A 21,444-nucleotide genomic window follows, 5' to 3' on the forward strand; every position below is an offset into this window, starting at 1 on the left:
TGAATTCATGCGGGTCATGTTTGCGGCGTCCGAAGCGATGCCGCTCGTGAAGACGGGCGGGCTGGCCGACGTTGTCGGCGCCCTTCCGAAAGCTCTCGCCAAGCGAGGCGTAGAAGTTACTGTCGTGTTGCCTAAGTACGGGGAAATTCCGAAGGCGATCGCCGATAAAGTCGTGACACTATTCGTCATGGAGGTTCAGCTTGGCTGGCGTAGGCAATATTGCGGCATTCAAGAAGTTACGGTTGACGGGGTTCGGTTTCTGCTGATCGACAATGAATTTTATTTCAAGAGGGGTTATCTATACGGCTATGGGGACGAGGCGGAGCGATTCGCGTTCTTCAGCTTTGCCGTTCTCGAGATGTTGGAGAAGCTGGACGTTCTGCCGGATATCCTTCATTGCCACGATTGGCAAACGGGTCTTATTCCCTTCCTCTTAAAAACCAGATACGCGAACCGACCGGGTTATCGGGACATCCGAACGGTATTCACCATTCATAATTTGCAATACCAAGGCGTCTTCTCGCGCGATCTTCTGCAGGATTTATTGGCAACCGGAGACGATTCGTTCACCGAGGACAGTCTTGAATTCTACGGAGCGGCTAGCTGCATGAAAGCGGGGCTTCGCTTCGCGGACAAGCTGTCCACCGTAAGCAATACGTATGCTTATGAAATTCAGACGGAAGCTTACGGAGAGAAGTTGGATGGCGTCATTAGACAGCGGTCGCATGACTTGTGGGGCATCGTGAACGGAATCGATACCGAAGTGTACGATCCGATGAACGACCCGAATATCGCCGTGCCTTATCGGGATTCCTTGGTCAAGAAACGGCTGAACAAAACGGCGTTGCAGCGGGAGCTTGGTTTGCCCGAAGACGAATCGGTGCCGATGCTCGGCGTCGTCTCTAGGCTGACGGGCCAGAAGGGCTTCGATCTGATCGGCCAGGCGTTGCCGGAGTTGATGAAAATGAATATTCAGTTGGTCATTCTCGGATCCGGTGAACCGGCAATCGAACAGATGCTGCAGGACGCCTTGCTGCGACATCGGGATAAGATCGCGTTATGGTTCGGATTCAATGAAGGTTTGGCGCGCAGAGTGTACGCCGGATCCGACTTGTATTTGATGCCTTCGCGGTTCGAGCCTTGCGGCTTAAGCCAACTGATCGCTCTGCGGTATCGTACCGTCCCGATCGTTCGGGAGACGGGAGGGCTGCGCGACACGGTGGAGCCGTATAACGAATATACCGGAACAGGGACCGGTTTTACTTTCGGCCCTCCGACCGTGCATGATTTGTTATATACGGTTCGGCGCGCTTTATCGTTCTTCGGAGAGGAAGAGCATTGGAACCGGATCGTCGCTAACGGAGCTAAGAAGGATTATGGATGGGAATCGTCTGCACGACTCTATTACAAACTATATCGCGAACTCGTCAGCTAAGAAGGAGAGGGATTGGCATGGCTCGTCATCTGGTCATTGGAAATGGAAAAATGCTAGTCAATTTGGACAGAAACTGTTACATTCGCGACGTTTATTTTCCGTTCGTAGGACAGTTGAATCATGTAGGAGGTCATGCGTGCCGCTTCGGCGTATGGAGCAACGGCGATTTCTCGTGGCTGGATGATCCGGAATGGGTCATCGAGCTCGGTTATATCGAGGATTCGTTAGTGACTAACGTGACCGCGCGCAACGATCGTCTCGGACTGGAGCTACAGCTCAACGACGGCATCCATCAACGGGAATGCATCTACTTGAAACGCGTCGTGGTGAGGAATTTAAGCGATAACGAGAAGGATGTCCGGGTGTTTTTCCACCATGATCTCATGATCGACGGCAACGAAGTCGGCGATACGGCCGCCTTCTACCCGGCCAATCGGACGCTGTTTCACTATAAGCGATCTTCGTACTTTATGTTTAACGGGAGATCGGAGAAGGGCGGCATCTATCAGTTCTCGACCGGCATCAAACGGTTCCAGTCGGCAGAAGGGACTTGGAGGGATGCCGAGGACGGCGAGTTGATGGGCAATTCGATCTCTCAAGGCTCGGTCGACAGTACGATCAGCTTCCGTACGATCGTTCCGCCCGGCAACGAAAGAACGATCTATTACTGGATGTCCGTCGGAACGGATATGGAAGAAGTGAAGCGTCTAGACCAGTATGTACAAGAGAGCCATCCCGAGAAGCTGCTGAGCCGCATCGTCATTTACTGGAATCACTGGCTGTCGCGCGTAGGCGAGCGTTTCGGCGATCTGCCCGCCCACGTTAGCCGTCAGTTTAAGCATAGTTTGTTGATCGTGAGAACTCAGATCGACGAACGGGGAGCCATTCTAGCCGCGAACGACACCGATATTTTGCAATATAACCGGGACCACTACAGCTACATGTGGCCCCGCGACGGGGCTTTGATCGCGGATGCGATGTCGCTTGCCGGCTACCACGGAACGATCGCTTCTTTCTTTCACTTCTGCGGACGAAATCTGTCTCCGGAAGGGTACTTGCATCACAAGTACAATCCGGACGGCACGGTAGGCTCAAGCTGGCATCCTTATGTCGTGCAAGGGGTGCCTCGGCTGCCGATTCAAGAGGACGAAACGGCGCTTGTGCTGTACGCGCTCTGGAAAGATTATGCCCGTCACGGCGAGATCGAGCTGCCGCAAGCACTGTACAGCACGTTGATTCGCAAAGCTTCGGCGTTCTTGTGCGAGTATATGGAACCGGACTTGGGCTTGCCGAAACCGAGTTACGATCTGTGGGAAGAACGCTATGGCATATGGACGTATACGGTTGCTTCCGTATACGGGGGGTTGATGGCTGCTGCTTACTTCGCCGATTTATTCGGCGATTACGACCGCAGCGATCAATACCGGGTCGTAGCCGAGCAAATCAAGCAAGGCATCGTGACGCACTTGTGGGACGAAGAGGCGGGGCGTTACGCTCGCGGAATCGTCTATCAGGACGGTCGTTGGGTGAAGGATATGACCGTGGAGAGCAGCTTGTTCGGATTGTTCGAGTTCGGGGTTTTCCCGGCGGAAGACGATAAGGTGTCTCGAACGATGCATGCGATTTCCGAGAAGCTGCGCATCCATACCGACGTTGGAGGCATCGCGAGGTATACGAACGATTACTATTTCCGGCAATCCGATGATATCGACAAGGTGCCGGGAAATCCGTGGATTATTTGTACGTTGTGGGTAGCGGGCTTCCAGATCGAAACGGCCAAATCGCTCGATGATCTGGCCGAGCCGCGGAGGACGCTCGAGAAAGTGACGACGTTCGCGTTGCCAGGCGGGAATTTGCCCGAGCAGGTCCATCCGGAGACAGGTTCTCCGTTGTCGGTAGCGCCGCTCACTTGGTCTCACGCGACTTACGTTTCTACCGTATGCAAATACGTGCGTAAACGAGCGCAGTTGGAAACAAGCGACGGCAAGGGATAAATAGGAAACGCGGAAAAAGATATGCGCGATACGGAAGGGACCGGCTATGCCGGTTCCCTTTTTTATGCGCTTTCGCACAATTGACTTGCAGCCGCTCTATTCCTCGTGGGAGGGTATCATACTAGTAACGGTTTGCCTGGAGAAGAGTTCGGGTAATGATATCCCGACAGTCGGGTTCCTCCGCATACCGGATTTCATTTTAGCTTATTCTTTTGGTAGAATATACAATAATGAATGAACACGCGTTCATAAATCTACTTATCATGACCAAGGGAGATTAATACCTATGAAATATCGTCCGCTAGGGAAAACGGGAATTAACGTCAGCGAAATCAGCTTTGGAACTTGGGCCATCGGCGGTTCGTGGGGTCAGACGAATGAGAAGGAGTCCTTGAGAGCGCTGGACAAAGCGATGGACGAGGGAGTCAATTTCTTCGATACCGCTGACGTTTACGGCGATGGGAGAAGCGAACGATTGCTCTCGCAGGCAACTAAAGGCAAGGAAGATCGGATTCACATCGCCACGAAGTTTTGTCGGGCGGGAGATATCGGCGATCCTGCAACCTACTCGGAAGTCCAAGTACGAGAATGGTGCGAGGCTAGCTTGAAACGATTGAAACGGGAGACGATCGATCTCTATCAGATCCATTGCCCGCCGCTTGCCATTTTGCAAGAAGGATCCGTATTCGGAGTATTGGACAAGCTCCAGGAGGAAGGGAAGATCCGTGCTTACGGCGTAAGCGTGGAAAGCGTGGAGGAGGGTTTGTTTTGTCTGAAGAAGCCCGGCGTTCAAGCCTTGCAAATTATCTTTAATCTGCTTCGTCAGAAGCCGATCGCCGAGTTGCTGCCGAAGGCAAGAGAACGCGAAGCCGGGCTACTGGTTCGACTGCCTCTCGCCAGCGGCTTACTCACCGGGAAATTCACGGGCGAGTCCGCTTTCGAGGCCGACGATCATCGCAACTTCAATCGGGACGGACAACATTTTAACGTGGGAGAGACGTTCGGCGGATTGCCGTTCGCCAAAGGCGTAGAGTTGTCTCGGGAACTGGCATGGATCGCCGAAGGCCGCGAAAGCATGACGCGCGCCTCGTTGCGCTGGATTCTGGATCGTCCGGAAATCACTTGCGTCATTCCCGGCTTCAAGAACGTAAGGCAAGTCGAAGATAATCTTGCCGCGCAAGCCGTAGCTTCTTTTTCGAATGTTGAACAAGAGAAATTAAAAGCGTTTTACGACGAGAGAGTTCATTCCCATATTCGCGGTTCCTATTGAATGTGATAGTTGTGGACGTGAAAGGAGGTGCATAGTTGAGAAAATCGAATGTTCCCAAGTTCGCCTCGCCGATCTTCGATCCGATGTTTTTCGTGCTCATCGGAACATCGCTCTTATGCGCTTTGCTGATTTACGTACGGGAAGTTCAAGAGGTCGATTATTTCCAGTACCGCTTCTTGCTGTGGAATCTGTTCCTCGCATGGTTGCCTCTGATTTTCTCGATTTTGGCGCTGCTGCTTACCCGAGTCGCCAAAGGATGGGATTTGGCCATCGGCCTGACGATTCTCGGCGTGGCATGGCTTCTTCTGTATCCTAACGCGCCTTACTTGACGACGGATTTTATTCACTTGGTGTCCAACCCGAATTACGATAAACATTTAGCGGAAACTTTGCGTTTCTGGTTTGATCTCGTGCTGTTTTTTCTGTTCTCGTGGTGCGGTCTGTTGCTTGGTTACATCTCAATGCGGCATTTCCATTCCATCGTCAGCCATTACGTTCATTCTTGGATCGGATGGATATTCGTGGTGGTCGTGTCGTTTCTGGGCGGATTCGGAGTCTATTTAGGGCGAGTGACCCGATTGAATAGCTGGGACGTGTTGTTTAATCCCTTTCGATTAATCGAAGGGGTTCTGGAAGGGATTAACAAAGACGCGGCGATATTCACGATCTTGTTCGGAATGCTCATTCTTATCGTATACGTGACTTTATTTACGTTAGGAAGTAATCGGCTGCAGAATGCGCAAGCGGCAGAGTCTGGACATTCATAACGGCGAAAAGCCGTGGAGCCTCCGGTATTTCTCCGGAGTCATCCCTTCCTTTTGCCGGAAAGTGGCGACGAAATGGCTTGCATCGCGAAAGCCGACCGCTTCGCCGATCTGGCGGACCGTCCACTCCGGACGGGAGGGCAGCCATTCTTTAGCTTTGCGAAGCCGGAGTTGAATCAAATACGCATAAGCGGTTTGGCCGAACAATTCCCGGAATCGCTCGTTCATCTGCCTCTCGCCGACATCCAACTGTTCCGCCATCATTGCCAATCCCAACTCGGGGTTGGCATATTCTATTTCCAGCCAATCTAGCAACTGTTGAACTCGCTCCAGGCGGCGGGTTAGGGAGGGAAGGTTGTTTTTCGTTCCGTTCGTCTTGAGTAAGGTCAGGAATCGGTACAATTCGGCGGAGCTTTTCCACCCGGACGCATCGGTTCCCGACTCCGCGAGTTGAAGCATATGCTCGATATGCGACGTGATTTCATCGTCGTTGCGATCCCATTGGATTTTGTCGGTGAAAGTCCCGTGAAGGTCGATCGCAAGATTCGTGGCCAGCGAACCGGTGAAGGTCACGTAATACGTTTTCCACGTCGCGCTTTTGGCGAAATAGCGATGCTGGGCATGCGGGTGGAGCAATACGCCGGAACGTTCGGGCAGCTTAAACGCTTTTCCTTGGACGATGAGCTCTCCTTCGCCTTCAAGCGTCTGCAGCCAATGGAAGAACGGATAACCTTCGGGACGGTGGATAGGCTCTTGATCGTGGTTAAACCCGATCGTTTCCATCTGCAGGGGCATCGTTTCGGACGGGGTCGGGAATACGGCTCTTCGGTGCATGTTCGAACCTCCATATTGTTATATGCGATTTCATTTTTATTATATAGGATAACGAAATAATTAAACATATAATAAGAGAGGATACGACATTTTATCACATTGTAACAATGAGGTGTCAGCATGATTAATACGAAGAAACCGAAAATATGGTATGGCGGGGATTATAATCCGGATCAATGGGAAAAGCCGGTCTGGGACGAGGATTTAAGAATGTTTAAGCTGGCCGGCATCGACGTCGCTACCTTAAACGTATTCGCGTGGGCGAACAATCAACCGGACGAAGAGACGTACGAGTTCGGTTGGCTTGACGAGATGATGGACAAGCTCCATGCCGACAACGTTGGCGTATGCTTGGCGACCAGCACCGCCGCGCATCCGGCTTGGATGGCGAAGAAATACCCGGACGTGCTGCGGGTGGACTTCGACGGCCGGAAGCGGAAATTCGGGGGGCGCCACAATTCTTGCCCGAATAGTCCGACGTATCGGAAATATTCCGTGAAGATGGCCGAAACGTTGGCGGAACGTTACAAGGACCATCCCGCATTGCTGATCTGGCACGTTTCGAACGAATACGGCGGCTACTGTTACTGCGATAATTGCGCGGAAGCTTTCCGGAAATGGCTGCAAGAACGCTATGGGTCTATAGATGCCGTGAATAAAGCGTGGAATGCCAACTTCTGGGGACATACTTTCTACGATTGGGACGAGATCGTTCCTCCGAACGCGCTGAGCGAAGAATGGAGAGGCTGGAACGGTCGTACGGCGACGAATTTCCAAGGAATCTCTCTCGATTACTGCCGCTTCCAATCGGATAGCCTGTTGGCCTGTTATAAGCTTGAGTACGACGCGGTTAAGAAGTTTACTCCGGACATCCCGGTAACGACCAACCTGATGGGCGCGTTCAAAGAGTTGGATTACCACAAGTGGGCGAAACACCTGGACGTCGTTTCATGGGACAACTATCCATCGTTAGATACGCCTTATAGCTACACCGCGATGATGCACGATTTGATGCGCGGACTGAAGGACGGTCAACCCTTCATGCTAATGGAGCAAACGCCAAGCCAGCAGAACTGGCAGCCGTATAACTCCTTGAAGCGTCCCGGAGTCATGCGGCTGTGGAGCTACCAAGCGGTAGCCCGAGGGGCGGACACGGTCATGTTCTTCCAACTGCGTCGCTCGATCGGGGCTTGCGAGAAATATCACGGAGCGGTTATCGAGCATGTCGGCCACGAGCATACGCGCGTATTCCGGGAAAGCGCCGAGCTCGGCTCGGAGCTATTCAAGCTCGGCGACGCATTGCTGGATTCGCGAGTGAAAGCGAAGGTCGCCATTCTATTCGACTGGGAAAACTGGTGGGCGGTTGAACTGTCCAGCGGACCAAGCGTCGCGCTGAAATACGTCGACGAGCTTCACAAGTATTACGACTCTCTATACCAAGCGAATATTGCCGTAGACGTGATCGGCGTCGATTCGGATCTTAGCGGGTACGATCTTGTCATCGCTCCCGTAATGTATATGGTTAAGCCGGGCGTCGCAAGTAAGCTGGAAGCTTACGTTCAAGCCGGCGGATCGTTCATCACGACTTATTTCAGCGGGATCGTTAACGAGAACGATATCGTCTCGCTCGGCGGATATCCCGGGGAGCTGCGTAAATTACTCGGGATCTGGTCCGAGGAAATCGATGCGTTGCTTCCTTCGCAAAGCAATCGGATGATCGTCCGCTCGTCCGTCGATGGGCTTAAAGAAACTTACGGCTGCGGAATGTTATGCGACTTGATTCATTCGGAGGGAGCCAAGGTCGTTGCCGAGTATGGCGAAGATTTCTACAAAGGGATGCCTGCGTTGACGGTGAATAAATTCGGCGCGGGGGAAGCGTGGTACGTGGCGACGAGTCCGGAAGCGGAATTCCTTCAAGACTGGCTGCCGAAGCTGTGCGCTTCGCGAGGCATCGAACCTTTGGTCGCAGCGTCTCCTAGCGGCATCGAGACGACCTTACGCGTAAAGGACGGAGTGAGCTACCTGTTCGTGCTTAATCACAATGCGGAAGCTTCTACGGTATCGTTGGGGCAACAAGCGGGAATCGACCTGCTAAGCGGCAAAATCGTTTCGGGAGACGAGATTCTCCCCGGACGTGATTTGTGGATCATTCGATTAGAAGCTTAATATCGTTTCGGGAAGACTCCTCGCATGCGCAAGCTAGGTATGCGGGAGTTTTTTTTGCGTAGCCTATCTAGGGCGACCCATTCATTTCCAATATTTGATTAAGGCTTCTGGAACCATGTTTAATCTTCGGCCGTATGAGATAATAAGCAGTAGAGAGGAGCGATTATGGATGAGTTTTTTCAAGAAGATTACGGACTCCGTAAGCAAAGGGGTATCGACGGCAACGGAGAAGGCGCAACAAACCGTGGAAATTACGAAGTTAAATGCACAGATTTCCGGTAAGCGTAAGGATATCGATAAATTGTTCGCGATCATCGGCGAATCCGTATATGAAGGTTATGAGGCGCAAGACCTATCTTCGACTCAAGCGAAAGTTCTCCCGAAGTGCGAAGAAATTACGGCCATTCGGGCGGAGATCGCCCTGCTGGACGAGCGGATCAAAGCGATTCGCAACGAAAAAGATTGCGTATGCGGCAAGCGGGTGGCGGAGGATACGAGATTCTGCTCGTCTTGCGGCCATCGGTTCCCGGATCCGATCGTAGTCGAGAAACCGATACAGGTAGATCCTTATGTGCCCGATGATACCGCGTTGGATTCCTCGGAAGCTATTTTCGATGAAGGGCAAGAGGAGAAAAGCCACGTCGACCAACGCCAGATTTGCAAGAGCTGCGGTACTCCGTTATACGCCGATAGCCATTATTGCCCGGCTTGCGGGCAACCTACCCGATAATAATGCGAAAAGGACAGCTCCGACCGTCGTTAGACGGGGGAGCTGTCCTTTCGTTTGATCGGGTTATTTATTCTTTGACCGCTCCCGCGGTAATTCCGGTAAAAATGTAGCGCTGAAGGAATAAGTAAAGGAGCAAGGTCGGAATCATCACGATCAAGATGGCGGCTGACAGCTGCTCGAAGCTGGATGCTCGCTGCCCTACGAAGGACATAAGAGAGGTCGACAGCGTGTGCAGTTCCTTGGACGGCATGTATAGGTAGGGGATATACATGTCGTTCATAATATCGACCGCTTTAATGATGCCTAACGTGGCGGAAGCCGGCAGGAGCAACGGGAAAATGATACGCGTAAATATGCCGACGTACGAGGCTCCGTCGATCATCGCGCTTTCGTCCAGCTGCGACGAGATTTTCTCGATGAACTGAAGGAAGATGAAAATTTGCAACAGATCCGTTCCGGCATAGATCAGTAGCGGAGCGCCGATCGAATCGTACAATCCGAAGCCCTTTATAATTTGAAACCGAGCGACTTCGGTCGTATAGAAGGGTACGACCATGGCGACGATGAACAAGCTCATGATCACCCGCTTGAATCGGAAGTCGAAGCGGTTCAGAACATAGGCCGTCATGGCTCCGAGAATCGTGTTAAGGAACACGCTGACCAAGACGAGTATGCCCGTGTTTTTGAATCCGACCAGCATGTTGCCCTTCTCGAATGCCGACTTCAAATTACCGAAATTCCATTCCTTCGGCAATGCGAGAGGAGACGAGTTCATTAAATCTCCCGGCGTCTTGAAGGCGGTGAATACGTTGATCAGAATCGGAAAAAGCACGATGGCGGTAATGAACGCGAACAAGAGATACAGCAGGGGCAGGGAGCGGGTTCGATAGGTAAGTTTCATGTTTAGTCCCCTTTCCCTTTGAACAATTTGCCTTGGAAATAACTGAATAGGATGATCATTAGCATTAAAATAATCGCGAGGGATGATGCCAGACCGTAATTGTTGTATTTGAATGCGGTTTGAATGGTATATACCGTGAAGGTCGTACTCGCAAGTCCCGGTCCGCCTTGGGTCATCAGGAACGGAATATCGAACACCTGCAACGCACCCCGAACGTTCAAGAACAGGACGATCTCCATCACTCGAGATATGCTAGGGAGCGTGATGTGTACGAACTTCTTCAGAGGGCCTGCGCCATCGATTGTGGCAGCCTCGTATAAGTCGTTCGGAATGGATTGCAGCCCGGCGAGAAACAAGATTACGTGCAAACCGCTGAATCTCCACAAGGAGACGACGATCAACGAGTAGTTTACGACGCTTTTGTCGCTTAACCAATTTTGTATCCAACTTTCCAATCCGAGCGACTCGAGCAACGCGTTGAACGGACCGTTGATCGGATTGTAGAGGAAGCTGAATAAGTAAGCGACGGCTACTCCGTTCAGAATGTAGGGCATAAATACGATAGACCTGAAGAAGTTGCTGGCCCGCATTTTATTGTTAAGGAATACGGCTATCATAACCTCTAAGGGGATGAATATCGCATGGATCCCGAAATAGAGAAAGTTGTTCGTTAGCGCCTTCCATACGTCCGGATTACTAAACGCGTCTATATAATTCTCGAATCCTACGTAATGAAAGCTTTTGCTGATACCGTTCCAATCCGTCAAGCTGAATTGCAGCAATCGAAGCGATGGATAGAGCAAGAAGAGAAGAAGAAGCGCCACGGGTACGAACAGGAAGGAGACGACGACCAGCTTTTTTTGCAAGGAATAACTCATTCCACAACCCCTTAATCAGTTGGAGAAAGCCTTGTTAGAGGCTTTCTCCAGTCGTGTTGTTAACAATATTGGATTACTTAGCGGCTTTGGCTTTCGTCCACTTCTCGTTCAGATCGGGTAAAATGTCGTCAACCTTAGTTCCGGCGATCATGTCTTGACCGATTGCTTTCACGTCCAATTGGATTGCGTTCGAAATTCTCGTATACTCCGCGTCGCCGGGGATGTAGGTGAATACTTCGTTTTTGTTGCTCGCGTAAAACTGTTTTAAGAAAGGGACGTTGGACTCTACTCCCTCAACCGTGGAGACGAGCTTCTGAGCGTCGATATACGTTTGGTAAACTTCGGGAGAATAGAACCAGTTCAAAAATGCTTTTGCTTCGTCCTGATGTTCCGATCCGCTAGTGATGCCATAGAAGTGATCGGTGAACATCATAAGCTTAAGCGGTTCGTTTTCGGATTCGCGATAGGGCATCGGGAAAGCGGCAAGGTCGTCGATGTTACCGACTTTGGACTCGTAAGTAGGCGCGAACCATAATCCTGCGGCAATGACGGCCGCTTGCTTGGAAGTGAACAAGTCGGTTGCTTGATCCCAACCGATTCCAAGCGGATCCGGTCCCATAACATCGCTCGAATACAGCTGTTCGATTTGTTTATAAGCTTTGCTGAAAGGTTTGCCGTCTGAGAACGGCTGGTCGTCTTTCGCGATATCGCTCAGATAGGATTCCGAACCGGAGACGATCTGCGGAAGGAATTCGTTGAACGGATAGTTCGGCCATGCATCCTTGCCGCCCATGGCATAAGGGATGTATTTGCTGTTCGTTTTGATCTTCGTCAGAACATCGATCAATTGCGGCCAAGTCGACGGTACTTGCAGGTTTAGTTCTTGGAAAATACTTGGGTGATAGTAGACAAGCTCGGGAAAAGACGTGGTTGGAACGGCTAATACTTTGCCGTCGATCGCGTATTTGCCAGCGTATTTGTTTTTGCCGACGAAAGCTTCTCCATCCAACGGTATGAGCTGCTCTTTAAAATCGGACAACCAGTTCGGTTTCAATCCCATAATATCCGGAAGCTCGTTGCCCGTAGCTCTGACTTTCATCGCTTGGAGGTAGTCGCCGTCGGATTTGAACGTTTCCAGCTCTACGTTGACGTTGGGATCTACGGAAGCGTATTCCTTGACCTTATCTTCGAGATAAGTCAAGAAATCGTTGTTGGAATCCCAGATGGCCATTTTCAGAGTAACCTTTTCTTTGCTGGCTTGCGGCGATGCGGATTGTGAACTTGCTTGCGATGCTGCTGACGTTGCTGTTGGCGATGCGGAATTACCTTCATTGTTGTTGCCGCATGCCGATAGGACGGTGAACGACGCCAGCGCGGCTGTCAGCAATAACGTGACCCGTGACTTTCTTTTCATCTTTGTAAGCCCTCCCAATGGTTGGTTGTAATCGCTTTCGAAGATCATTCTATCGGGAATGATGTCGCTTTCATATGAACATCCTTGTTCTTTTCTTCTCTCTTTTTATCCTTGGAGAAATCGGAACAGTCATTTGGAAAGCATTTGCTCCCGATATTCCAGAGGGGTTTTCCCGGTCACCTTCTTGAAAATTTTGCTGAAATGACCCTGGTTCGGATATCCGACTTTCTCGGCGATTTCGTATATTTTCATTCCGCTTGTCATAAAGAGGATCGCTTGCTCCACCCTTCTCCGGGTCACGTATTCGATGAACGTTTCTCCGGTTTCTTTGGCGAATATTTTGCTTAAATAGCTTTCGCTAATTCCGGCTGCCTCGCTGGCGAGCATTAAGGATATCGGTTCTTGATAATGCCGATCGATCCACTTCTTTACCTTGTCGACTAGCGGGGGAGAGTTTTCCAGAATTCGTTTCTTGGGATCGATATTGTCGATGACGGTTTGCATCAACGAACGGAACCAAATGTTCAATTGGCCCGCGTTCTCGAAGTGCGAGAGCCGCTCCGCCGGGGAGTTCCGCTCGCCGATATCAGTCCAGTTCAGTCCTCTGGAGTACAGCAAAGAACCGACTTCCCATAGTAAAGCTTGGTAAGTCTTGAGCGTCGTCCCGACGGGAACTCCATAGGCTTTAGCGAGTTTATCAAGTCCGGCGTCCAGCTTGCTGCGCCATTCCGGATTGCCGGATTCCAAGTCGTGCACGAGTGCCTGCGTGTCCCAGGCGTTCTCTTGCAATTGACTCGGATAACCGGCAATATCCTCTTCGAAGTAAGCCCGTCCGGCGCCGAGATAGTATTTGGCCTCGGCCCATCGTCTGGCCAATCGGTACTGCTCCGGCCATGTTTCTCTTGAGATGCAAGCCTTCGAGACGCCGACTGTAGCGGATAAATTCATATAGTCGCGAATGTGGCTTATGATTTTGTTCGCCGTATCCGTTATGATTTCTCGCGCTTGAAGCTCACCCGACGATCCGGGAATTCGGAATAGCAGCGCGTATTCGCGCGCGCCGACGCTAGCGATAACGGGTTCAAGGCGGTAGCCTTCGCCTACTTGACGAATGGAATGAGAGATCAGACGGCTTCGCTGACTGTCCAATTCTCGGTTCTCCGCAGAGATACCGCGTTCGATGAACAAACAACATAAGACGTGCTTGGCACCGGATGCGGCATTTATCCATACCTCGGCAAATGTGTCGTCCGGTTGAGGGAGCGTCTCGGAGAGGAGGATGGAGAGAAGCGTTTCCTCCTTCATTCGTTCCGAGCGGGCGAGACTTTCTCTTTGTATTTGTTCGTTCTTATCGTTCGCCTCGCCGATTCTTCCGACCGTTTTTTCGATCGTCTCTCCGACGAGTTCCGCGTTCAAATCCTCCTTGATTATGTAGTCGTGTACTCCATATACGAAAGCCTGGCGAACATACTCATATTGCGAGTAGGCGCTGAGCACGACGACGGCGATCTTGCGGCCTTCTTCCGATTCCCGTAACTGCTTCAGAAACTCGATCCCGGATAGGATAGGCATCTGGATATCGGCAATGACTAAGTCGATGCGCAGAGAGGTGACTAATCTTAGGGCATCCAGCCCGTTGGAAGCTTCCCCGACGATCTCGCAGCCGTAATCTTCCCAACGAATGAGCTCTCGCAGAGCCAATCTGTATATCGGTTCATCGTCAACGATCAATACTCTCAGCATGTTCGTCATCCTCTCTTAGGTAAGGCAATACGACCGTCACGATCGTGCCTTTATTTTGTTCGCTCTCTATCGTGATGCCGAATGCCGGCCCATAGTTCAATCTCAGACGGTCATGAACGTTTTTTAATCCGATGCCGTTAAAGCTTTCCTGATCGTTAGGCTCATTCGCGGCCAACAGGCGCTGCATCACCTCGGGGCTCATTCCTCTTCCGTTATCCCGTACGACGATCTGGCAGACGTTGCGGATGGTGGTGCCTTCGACTTGAATCAATCCTCGTACTTCCCGCTCGTGAAGACCGTGAATGATGGCATTCTCGACGATCGGCTGCAACAGCAGCTTTAGAATGCGATTCGATCTCGTATGCGGATCGATCTCGTAACGAATATCGAACTGGTCTCCGTATCTGATTTTCATAATCTGCACGTAATAGTCCAGGAGCTTGATCTCGTCCTCCAAGGTCGTATACATGCCTCCGCGGTTAAAGGCGGAGGATAGGAGCTTGGTCAGCGCCTCCGTCATTTTCTGAATGTTGCCCGCGTTAGAGAGGCTAGCCATCAGCTTGATGGTGTTAAGGGTATTCAGGAGAAAATGCGGATTGATCTGCGATTGTAGTGAGGCGATCTCCGCCAACCTCTTCTGAGTTTCCTTATCTTCGATTTCCTGGATCGAGGCTTTAAGCTGCGATACCATCTCGTTAAAGGTAACCCCGAGAACATAAGTTTCGACGGGGCCGGATTCCTTGATCTTGGCTTTCAAGTTGCCCGATTTAACGGCGGCCATCTGGTTAACGAGGGAGCCGATCGGCTTAACGATACTTCGAACGAGCAAATAGGAAACGAGCAGAAACACGATCAGCCCGGCCGCGGATATCGCCAAAATACGCTTGTACATGGCGTTGATCTGCTCCACCATATCGCTGTATGAGTATACCTGTATGTACTTAAAGCCTTGGCTCGAGGATCGATATACGACGAAAGATTGTCGTCCGTCAATGTTTTCCACGTAATGGCCGCTCCGATCTTCGATGGCTTGTCTAAAGTGGGGATTTCCGATTAAGCCGCTCCTCATCGCCTCGGCGTTAGACGAGGCGAGGACGGAGCCTGAAGCATTCAGGACGAAAGTATCCCCGGCATCGGATACCTTGGTCTCCAGCAGTTCGGTAATTTCGCTTGCGTTAAAGACGAAATAGATCATTTCGACTTTGAAGAAAGCTTTGCTGTAATTCGGAGCCACTGCGACGCTGATGAATTGTTCGTCGTCAGGGAACATGGCCGTGTTCGTCTCGGTTCCCATGATGTGTACTTTATTTTTGTTGAGGAGCACATCTCGAAACCACTGTTGGTTGCGCATCTTCGTTTCGTCGATCGCCAAGTTTTGCTTATAGCTGTCCATCCCTTTGCCCTCGAACGCGAACATGACGGAGATGACGTCGGGGGTATAGTGAAAGTAGCTGTGAAGATTGGACTCCAACTTCCTGCTGAGCTCCAGTTGTTCTTGCTTTGCTTTGGAAAAATGGACGGAGGATGCCGCCGTGATCATTTCCCGGTCGTTGGCGATCGTGGCCATCGTGTTTTTCATTAATCGGAGCTTGGAATCCACCGTATAAGAAATTTGCTCTAACGTCTGCATGGCGCGGGAAGTCGCGTTGTTCAGGAGGATCGTCTCGAATGAATTGACGGTATAAGTTGCGATCAAGGTAATCGGGAGCGAGATCATAATGACGAAGGAAGCGATTAGGATCGTCGATATTTTCCATCTTCTCCGCAGGGGAAATGTCAGCTGGCGCGGCAAAGGGGTACCTTCTTCCATGAGATAATCGTTAATAATTGTATACGATATCATCTGCCGGCGAATTACGACAAGCAGGAATGAAGCCGTTTTCAGATTGCTTCGCTTAAGTCATTGGATTGATTTTCGATAAATAATGTTATCTAAAGTAACGCTAATCGCATTTTAATCTACTGAAATAGTGCAAATATACATAAAAATATCCATATTACTAGCGATAAACTATAAAGACTTTGCATTAATTGTGTAATATTATATTACATAAGGGCATTTGTTGATAACATAACCTGTTCAGCGTTACCTTTATTAACTGGCGTAAAGCGGATACTCTTTTAGACTTTCAAGTAAATCCCTCTAAACTTAGTTAGGCGTTCATGAAGGAGGCAGCCCCATGGCCATTATGCCGCGTAAGGAAATGCTCCCCGGAAGCCATTCGGAGGAAGCCCTATTTACGGTTAAAAATCTGCTTGCTTTTCCCATGCTGAAAGATACCCGGTTACTTGCCGGCAATCAAGGCTTGAATCGGCCTATTACCCGGGTAAACGTAATGGAGGATCCCGATGTGTTATCCTGGGTTAGGCCGGGAGAATTTCTGATGACGACGGGATATCCTTTGTGGGATGAACCTGAACGATTAAGGCAGATCGTTCCCGAGCTTGTCAGAAGAGGCGTTGCCGCTCTAGGGATCCAAGGAAACGGCGGCAACGTACCGTTGCCCCTCGATGTCGTGCAAGAAGCGGAGAAGCAAGGCCTGCCGCTGTTGGAACTTCCTGCAGATACCGTCATTGCGGACTTGGTTAGAAGCATTATGGAACGAGTGTTGGCGCAAGAAACCTCGCAGCTCGCAGACTTGCAAAACCGAATACAAAGCATGACCCGCCTTCTGCTGGATGGAAGCGGCTTATATACGTTCTTGGACGCCATGGAAGATATGCTCGACAATCCGGTTGCCGTCGTTCGGGAGAGCGATAAGCCGTGGCTATCCAAAAGTCTGAGGACGGCGGAGCCGACCGAGGTATGGCCGCTATTGCAGTCGCTCACCTATAGGCAAGTCGGACGGGGTTCGATCAGCGGGTTCGTTCATTTACAGAATGCGTATCGAACTTACGTGAATCAAATACCGATGAAAGAGTTAAAGCAAGCTTGCTTGGTGCTAGTGGAGCGCAACAGGGAAATTCAACCGATCGACGCGCTAAGCGTGGATCGTTTATCTTCGTTGGCGGGATTGGAGCTTGCCAATCTGGAAGCCGTACGAGAGGTCGAAGGGAAATACCTTGATCAATTTCTTCAGGATTGGCTTTCGGGCAAAATCGTCTCGGCGACCGACTGGAGGCTTCGAGCGGACGTATGCGGCTGCACGGTCACCGAAGGGACCCCCATGTGCGCGATTCTGGTCGGATGGCGAACGTTCGAATCGGCCGGGAAGATTAGGGAAGTCGCAAGGCGTTTAAGATCGGAGAAGCTTCGCACGGTGGACGGATTAATGGCAGCTCCGGTCGGGGATGAGCTGGCATTGGTGCTGCCGATCGTTCCGCTGCTTCCGGCGGGATCCGAACGGGACGAAGCGAGCTCGCAATTGATTCAGAAGCTGCTAGCCGAGCTTCGTATGCTTCTAGGCGAGCGGGAGCTGAATCTATACGTGGGAAGGATCGTCGAGCGTGCCGATGGCTTGCCCGGAAGCTGGGCGCAAGCCAAGCGAGCCCGTCAAGTTGCCGAGGTATGCAAGCTGCCGGGCGAGATCGTTCCTTACGATCGTCTCGGCGTATATTCGTTGCTCTATTTAATCCCTTCCGGGGAGGAAAGGGAGCAGTTTCTTACCCGCTTCGCTTTGCCGCTTCAGCAAGCGGATCGTAAAGGCGGAGGGCGGCTTATGGAAACATTGGAAATGTTCTTCCGTTGCAACGGCAATATTAAGCTGACTTCGGAGAAGCTATTCGCGCATTACAACACGATCGTGTATCGGCTGGACAAGGTTCAATCGATCTTAGGCGTATCGCTAGACGATCCCGAAGATCGGCTGCAATTGCATTTGGCGTTAAAGCTAGGTCAGATTACGCCGGGGACGTTAGGAAAGTAATTAATCCGCTGAAAAACCCGCCTTGCCGCGATGGCAAAGCGGGTTCTTTAGTAGGCGTCTAAGGGATTAATAGGCTGCCCGAAGGATGATGACCAAGAGAACGAAGAGAACTAGAGCGAATGCGGCAGCGCCCATGCCTCCGCCGTTATTAATAGGACCGCAACCACAACCAGTAGCTGCACCTGCAACCGGATAACCCATTGTTGAAAACCTCCCGAGTTCTTGTATGCGTGATGGCGAATTACATTGTCAGCATATGGCGGGGGGCATCGGGAATCCTGTACGTTTGTACCCCGAGGACAAATATTGTCTGTTTTTCAGCCAGTGTCCACGTTGTTGTACTGACGGATATGTTTAATGCGCGATTCCGCTTGCAAAGGCCCGCTCGTACCGACTCGCAACAAGGAAGAAGCGGATACGCCGAGCGTACGGACGAAACCAACTCGGAAGTTCGAATTCGACGGCGGGGAGCAGCTCGAGAAATTCACGGTTGCGCATGGCTCCAAAGTCAACTTGGGAAGAGAGAAGATCGGGTAAGAGGCAAACCGGAATTCGTCGTCCTCGTAATTAGGGATAGCCCGTTGGACGGCCAACGCTTTGGATTTCAGGTTGGTCTCTTGATTGTCGCCGAACTGCACGATGCCCGAGGTACTAACCGTATTCACGAACAAACATTTCAAGGTCGTATTCCTGCATTGGATACTCATGAATTATCTTCCTCCGGAAGAGCTGGAAGCGGAGCTAGTGAACCGACGATAACGGACTCGGGAGGCGTGTCGAAATAAGAGTATAACGTGAGCGATTCCGTATCCCCGAACAGTAACGCCGAGGAACTCGAGACGCCGAGAAGGCAAATCGAGCCGACGTTCACCGGTCCGTTGGTCACGTTAACAGTTATCGGGAAATTCATGTGGGCGCTTCGCCGCCTTTCTTAAGCTTGCCGATATAAGCCGAGAATGCGCTTTGAATGTCCCGTCTGGTCTTTTCTTTGATGGATTCGTTCCATTTCAACCGCTCTTCCTCCGTCCCTTTACCCGGATACGCGTTCATCTTGGCGTAATAATGCACACGATCGTTAAGTTGTTTCGTAACGTCTTCGATGACCGCGGTGCGATGAGCCTGATCAAGCTGTACGCCTTGCTGCCTCTCCATCTCGAGAAGAACGTTCGCCGAGTCTTTACGCATATATTCCGACATTTCGTTCTGGAGAGCGCGAATCGGAGGGAGAGGCTCGTCGGGCTGATCGGAATGGATGTTCCAACAGGAGGGGTCGGGCGCCTGGAACGACTCGATGCCTTCCACGCCTTGCGGACTCAGGCCGACGTTCAGCGTGCCTTCGAGACGGTTTATTTTCAATTGGTCGAAGTGGTATTCAACGTGCAACGGCGTTTTGCTCTTCAGGTCATCGATTTGCTTCTGTAAACTCGCAATTTGTTCCGAAACTTGAATCAACTTTTGTTCGGATTGGCAGAGACGTTGTACTAGGGTCTGGTAATCGGGAATTACTGGCGGCGGCAGGGGGGGCGGTTGCATCGGTTGTTGGTATACGCCGTTCCATAGATAGGGCTGCTGTATGGGCCTGTTCATCGGGAGCCCCCCTCTCACGTTGGATTCGGTAGCGGAACGAGCGATAAAGCGCTGCTGGCCGCGCCGATTTCTTCAAGCTCGGGAGCGGGCTCTTTGAAGCCTCCCGAATTATACAATTGAGACAAAGCTCGAATGCTGCCGCTGCTGCCGATCTGCAGCACGGAGGAGTTCGTAACGGCGTCTACTCTAAGTTGGCCAATCGTTATGGTTTGATTTATGTTCCAATTCATTAGATGACCCCCGAATTTCCAACATTGTTCTCGGAAGAGTCTTGAACGTCGGGATCATTCGTATTCGTGGCGCTGATCGCGTTGTTGCTTCTAGATAAATCCCCCGTAAGGAAGGACCCTGATCCGGCATAAGTTTTGGAAATACTAGACGGAGAAATCTGAATGGTGTCACCGAATTGCACGACGCCGCTTCCGCCGACGCTTAGGATTTTGACATTGCCGATGATGCATGGCATGGGCATAACGACTCCTTCGCAATGGGCTCTTGCAACAGTGTATGAACGCGTGAGCCCAGAGGTTCTTTGCATCGGATTGTTAAGCCGTGCCGTGCACCGGAGGGATCACCCATACATATGTTGGGTTATAGAAAGCACCTGGTCGGCGAGGTATGCGTCGGCGATGGTCGTTGGAGGGATAACGCCGTGAGTTCATTTTTCGATAGCGGACCGCTTCCGGATTGGAAAGACATTCAACAGCTGTTAGGCAAAGATATCCCCTGGAAATTGGCGGCCAACTGGGACGCGAAAGGGGAGTCTAATTGGATCAATCAATATGTAAAAGATATTTTGCAGAAATCGAAGTCCGACGCCCGGGTCAAAGCTCAAAGTTCGGTCCAAATGGAAACGAAGCAAGATGCCAAATCCGTCAGCGTGTACATCCGTCTAACGCCGGATACCGATCCTCGGAAACTGCAGCTATTCGCGACGCCGGATCGGTTTAGAATCGAAGGATTACCCGGCGATCTCAAGAAATCAATAAGGTTGCCTTATTTGGTTTATGCACGGACAGGCAAGGCAACGATGAAAAAGGATCGGGTGCTCGTCGTTCGGTTTAAGAGGAGGCCGCCGGAAAAATCGGAATACGAATTGTTTATCCAGTCGTAAATCGGTATAATGTTCAGAGAAGTATCGATCTGGATAGAGTAGGGCTGCTAGGGGGCAACGGTTGTGGATTTAGTAGACGTATCGGCAGTATCGCCGGAGCTGTTCATCACGGGAATCGTTTTCATCATGGCGATCGGTTCTTTCTTGAGCTTGGGAGTTTTACGGTTTTTCCAACTGAGGAAGAAACAAGGCAGCGTGTTCATGGGGCTATCGGCGCTTTCGTTCATCGGGCTAGTCGTCGTGGTTAACACTTTTTTCTCGTGAGGATAAGTAAAGCAAGCTAGGGGCTGTTCGTACCGGATGATTTTCGGGGGGATGGCCTTTTTGTTATGCGTAGGGGTTGGATATTCCGAACGGAAAGACTGCCCAGACAGCCGGTTATTGCGGCTATCTGGGCAGCCTGGGAACGGAGAGTTTATCTCCGTTTTCTGCTCACGCTTGCCGTGCGTAGGCCGCGTTCGCCACCTTCGAAATCTCCGCAGTAGACGTCTTTGACCGAGACGGTCGTGACATGGTTGTATACTGGTACGCAATGATGCCTCTTGATGACTTCGATTTGATGGATAACGTCGACTTGTTGCGGATGGTAGTAATCCTCGTACACGGTTTGCGGCGGATCGTAGACCGCTTTACCATTACATTTTGGACAGTCGGACATTCTGATCAAGCTCCTTCCTAGGGATGTTGTACAGTATACGATCAACTGCCCTATTCGAACTGTTCAAAGGCCTATTGGGCTCGCCCACAA

22 protein-coding genes are annotated in these 21,444 nt (G+C 51.1%); 9 read left to right on the plus strand and 13 right to left on the minus strand.

All coding sequences use genetic code 11. The annotated features are described in order from the left end of the window. Positions 1-7: 7 nt before the first annotated feature. From glgA to HH215_RS02970, 4 genes are all read left to right on the plus strand, one after another. Positions 8-1,435 carry a glycogen synthase GlgA gene (glgA, locus tag HH215_RS02955; protein ID WP_169278543.1) on the plus strand — a complete coding sequence of 476 codons (1,428 nt, stop codon included), beginning with the start codon at positions 8-10 and terminating at the stop codon, positions 1,433-1,435. A 17-nt stretch (positions 1,436-1,452) separates the two neighbouring features. Further along, positions 1,453-3,429 carry a glycoside hydrolase family 15 protein gene (locus HH215_RS02960; RefSeq protein ID WP_169278544.1) on the plus strand — a complete coding sequence of 659 codons (1,977 nt, stop codon included), beginning with the start codon at positions 1,453-1,455 and terminating at the stop codon, positions 3,427-3,429. A 286-nt stretch (positions 3,430-3,715) separates the two neighbouring features. Next, positions 3,716-4,699 (plus strand): aldo/keto reductase, encoded by a 984-nt coding sequence (locus HH215_RS02965; RefSeq protein ID WP_169278545.1) that lies wholly within the window; start codon positions 3,716-3,718, stop codon positions 4,697-4,699. 35 nt (positions 4,700-4,734) lie between these two features. Further along, positions 4,735-5,466 carry a DUF1361 domain-containing protein gene (locus tag HH215_RS02970; RefSeq protein ID WP_169278546.1) on the plus strand — a complete coding sequence of 244 codons (732 nt, stop codon included), beginning with the start codon at positions 4,735-4,737 and terminating at the stop codon, positions 5,464-5,466. Here HH215_RS02970 and HH215_RS02975 read toward each other — a convergent pair. Then, positions 5,461-6,297 (minus strand): AraC family transcriptional regulator, encoded by an 837-nt coding sequence (locus tag HH215_RS02975; RefSeq protein ID WP_169278547.1) that lies wholly within the window; start codon positions 6,295-6,297, stop codon positions 5,461-5,463. The genes HH215_RS02970 and HH215_RS02975 overlap by 6 nt on opposite strands. A 120-nt stretch (positions 6,298-6,417) precedes the next feature. Here HH215_RS02975 and HH215_RS02980 point away from each other — a divergent pair, with 120 nt between their 5' ends. Together HH215_RS02980 and HH215_RS02985 are read left to right on the plus strand one after the other, a co-directional pair. After that, positions 6,418-8,463: a beta-galactosidase gene (locus HH215_RS02980; protein WP_169278548.1), complete on the plus strand. Its 2,046-nt coding sequence runs from the start codon at positions 6,418-6,420 to the stop codon at positions 8,461-8,463. A gap of 169 nt (positions 8,464-8,632) precedes the next feature. Next, positions 8,633-9,193 carry a zinc ribbon domain-containing protein gene (locus tag HH215_RS02985; RefSeq protein ID WP_169278549.1) on the plus strand — a complete coding sequence of 187 codons (561 nt, stop codon included), beginning with the start codon at positions 8,633-8,635 and terminating at the stop codon, positions 9,191-9,193. A 67-nt stretch (positions 9,194-9,260) separates the two neighbouring features. On the opposite strand, the gene HH215_RS02990 is transcribed toward HH215_RS02985, so the two are convergent. The 5 genes from HH215_RS02990 to HH215_RS03010 all read right to left on the minus strand — a co-directional run bounded on the left by HH215_RS02990 (position 9,261) and on the right by HH215_RS03010 (position 15,921). Continuing rightward, the gene (locus HH215_RS02990; RefSeq protein ID WP_169278550.1) at positions 9,261-10,094 is read right to left on the minus strand and encodes a carbohydrate ABC transporter permease; all 834 of its coding nucleotides are present in this window, start codon (positions 10,092-10,094) and stop codon (positions 9,261-9,263) included. Positions 10,095-10,096: 2 nt separating this feature from the next. Then, positions 10,097-10,972, minus strand: a complete 876-nt coding sequence (locus tag HH215_RS02995) for a carbohydrate ABC transporter permease (RefSeq protein WP_169278551.1) — start codon at positions 10,970-10,972, stop codon at positions 10,097-10,099. A gap of 73 nt (positions 10,973-11,045) precedes the next feature. Then, positions 11,046-12,386 carry an ABC transporter substrate-binding protein gene (locus HH215_RS03000; protein ID WP_169278552.1) on the minus strand — a complete coding sequence of 447 codons (1,341 nt, stop codon included), beginning with the start codon at positions 12,384-12,386 and terminating at the stop codon, positions 11,046-11,048. A 129-nt stretch (positions 12,387-12,515) separates the two neighbouring features. After that, positions 12,516-14,129, minus strand: coding sequence for a response regulator (locus HH215_RS03005; RefSeq protein ID WP_169278553.1), 1,614 nt, complete (start codon positions 14,127-14,129; stop codon positions 12,516-12,518). Then, positions 14,107-15,921, minus strand: a complete 1,815-nt coding sequence (locus HH215_RS03010) for a cache domain-containing sensor histidine kinase (protein ID WP_169278554.1) — start codon at positions 15,919-15,921, stop codon at positions 14,107-14,109. Before HH215_RS03010 ends, HH215_RS03005 begins: the two co-directional genes overlap by 23 nt. Before the next feature lie 388 nt (positions 15,922-16,309). On the opposite strand from HH215_RS03010, the gene HH215_RS03015 reads away from it, so the two are divergent. Next, positions 16,310-17,995: a PucR family transcriptional regulator gene (locus HH215_RS03015; protein WP_169278555.1), complete on the plus strand. Its 1,686-nt coding sequence runs from the start codon at positions 16,310-16,312 to the stop codon at positions 17,993-17,995. Between the two features lie 66 nt (positions 17,996-18,061). Here HH215_RS03015 and HH215_RS03020 read toward each other — a convergent pair whose 3' ends face one another. From HH215_RS03020 to HH215_RS03045, 6 genes are all read right to left on the minus strand, one after another. Continuing rightward, a complete protein-coding gene (locus HH215_RS03020; RefSeq protein WP_169278556.1) occupies positions 18,062-18,196 on the minus strand; it encodes an MYXO-CTERM sorting domain-containing protein in 135 nt (44 codons plus the stop codon). A gap of 116 nt (positions 18,197-18,312) precedes the next feature. Beyond that, a complete protein-coding gene (locus HH215_RS03025; RefSeq protein ID WP_169278557.1) occupies positions 18,313-18,702 on the minus strand; it encodes a spore germination protein GerPE in 390 nt (129 codons plus the stop codon). Then, positions 18,699-18,905, minus strand: coding sequence for a spore germination protein GerPD (locus HH215_RS03030; protein WP_169278558.1), 207 nt, complete (start codon positions 18,903-18,905; stop codon positions 18,699-18,701). Before HH215_RS03030 ends, HH215_RS03025 begins: the two co-directional genes overlap by 4 nt. Next, on the minus strand, positions 18,902-19,582 hold the full coding sequence (gene gerPC / locus HH215_RS03035) for a spore germination protein GerPC (RefSeq protein ID WP_169278559.1): 681 nt from the start codon (positions 19,580-19,582) through the stop codon (positions 18,902-18,904). Before gerPC ends, HH215_RS03030 begins: the two co-directional genes overlap by 4 nt. A gap of 14 nt (positions 19,583-19,596) precedes the next feature. Continuing rightward, entirely contained in the window at positions 19,597-19,812 is a 216-nt protein-coding gene (locus tag HH215_RS03040; RefSeq protein WP_169278560.1) for a spore germination protein GerPB, read from the minus strand. Further along, a complete protein-coding gene (locus HH215_RS03045; protein ID WP_169278561.1) occupies positions 19,812-20,048 on the minus strand; it encodes a spore germination protein in 237 nt (78 codons plus the stop codon). Before HH215_RS03045 ends, HH215_RS03040 begins: the two co-directional genes overlap by 1 nt. Positions 20,049-20,234: 186 nt before the next feature. On the opposite strand from HH215_RS03045, the gene HH215_RS03050 reads away from it, so the two are divergent. Together HH215_RS03050 and HH215_RS03055 are read left to right on the plus strand one after the other, a co-directional pair. Next, complete coding sequence (locus HH215_RS03050; protein WP_169278562.1) at positions 20,235-20,696, plus strand: hypothetical protein; 462 nt, start codon at positions 20,235-20,237, stop codon at positions 20,694-20,696. 63 nt (positions 20,697-20,759) lie between these two features. After that, a complete protein-coding gene (locus tag HH215_RS03055; protein ID WP_169278563.1) occupies positions 20,760-20,960 on the plus strand; it encodes a hypothetical protein in 201 nt (66 codons plus the stop codon). 151 nt (positions 20,961-21,111) lie between these two features. Here HH215_RS03055 and HH215_RS03060 read toward each other — a convergent pair whose 3' ends face one another. After that, positions 21,112-21,354, minus strand: a complete 243-nt coding sequence (locus HH215_RS03060) for a hypothetical protein (RefSeq protein ID WP_174887600.1) — start codon at positions 21,352-21,354, stop codon at positions 21,112-21,114. Between the last annotated feature and the right edge of the window lie 90 nt (positions 21,355-21,444).

The organism is Cohnella herbarum (assembly GCF_012849095.1).
Taxonomy (GTDB): domain Bacteria; phylum Bacillota; class Bacilli; order Paenibacillales; family Paenibacillaceae; genus Cohnella; species Cohnella herbarum.

Bases quoted from the DNA above. Each gene is read 5' to 3' on its own strand.
- HH215_RS02995 (WP_169278551.1), bottom strand. From the start codon at position 10,972: ATGAGTTATTCCTTGCAAAAAAAGCTGGTCGTCGTCTCCTTCCTGTTC.
- HH215_RS03060 (WP_174887600.1), bottom strand. From the start codon at position 21,354: ATGTCCGACTGTCCAAAATGTAATGGTAAAGCGGTCTACGATCCGCCG.
- HH215_RS03020 (WP_169278556.1), bottom strand. From the start codon at position 18,196: ATGGGTTATCCGGTTGCAGGTGCAGCTACTGGTTGTGGTTGCGGTCCT.
- HH215_RS03015 (WP_169278555.1), top strand. From the start codon at position 16,310: ATGGCCATTATGCCGCGTAAGGAAATGCTCCCCGGAAGCCATTCGGAG.
- HH215_RS02965 (WP_169278545.1), top strand. From the start codon at position 3,716: ATGAAATATCGTCCGCTAGGGAAAACGGGAATTAACGTCAGCGAAATC.
- HH215_RS03025 (WP_169278557.1), bottom strand. From the start codon at position 18,702: ATGAGTATCCAATGCAGGAATACGACCTTGAAATGTTTGTTCGTGAAT.
- glgA (WP_169278543.1), top strand. From the start codon at position 8: ATGCGGGTCATGTTTGCGGCGTCCGAAGCGATGCCGCTCGTGAAGACG.
- gerPC (WP_169278559.1), bottom strand. From the start codon at position 19,582: ATGAACAGGCCCATACAGCAGCCCTATCTATGGAACGGCGTATACCAA.
- HH215_RS02990 (WP_169278550.1), bottom strand. From the start codon at position 10,094: ATGAAACTTACCTATCGAACCCGCTCCCTGCCCCTGCTGTATCTCTTG.
- HH215_RS02975 (WP_169278547.1), bottom strand. From the start codon at position 6,297: ATGCACCGAAGAGCCGTATTCCCGACCCCGTCCGAAACGATGCCCCTG.
- HH215_RS03030 (WP_169278558.1), bottom strand. From the start codon at position 18,905: ATGAATTTCCCGATAACTGTTAACGTGACCAACGGACCGGTGAACGTC.
- HH215_RS03045 (WP_169278561.1), bottom strand. From the start codon at position 20,048: ATGCCATGCATCATCGGCAATGTCAAAATCCTAAGCGTCGGCGGAAGC.
- HH215_RS03000 (WP_169278552.1), bottom strand. From the start codon at position 12,386: ATGAAAAGAAAGTCACGGGTCACGTTATTGCTGACAGCCGCGCTGGCG.
- HH215_RS03005 (WP_169278553.1), bottom strand. From the start codon at position 14,129: ATGCTGAGAGTATTGATCGTTGACGATGAACCGATATACAGATTGGCT.
- HH215_RS02985 (WP_169278549.1), top strand. From the start codon at position 8,633: ATGAGTTTTTTCAAGAAGATTACGGACTCCGTAAGCAAAGGGGTATCG.
- HH215_RS02980 (WP_169278548.1), top strand. From the start codon at position 6,418: ATGATTAATACGAAGAAACCGAAAATATGGTATGGCGGGGATTATAAT.
- HH215_RS02960 (WP_169278544.1), top strand. From the start codon at position 1,453: ATGGCTCGTCATCTGGTCATTGGAAATGGAAAAATGCTAGTCAATTTG.
- HH215_RS03040 (WP_169278560.1), bottom strand. From the start codon at position 19,812: ATGAATTGGAACATAAATCAAACCATAACGATTGGCCAACTTAGAGTA.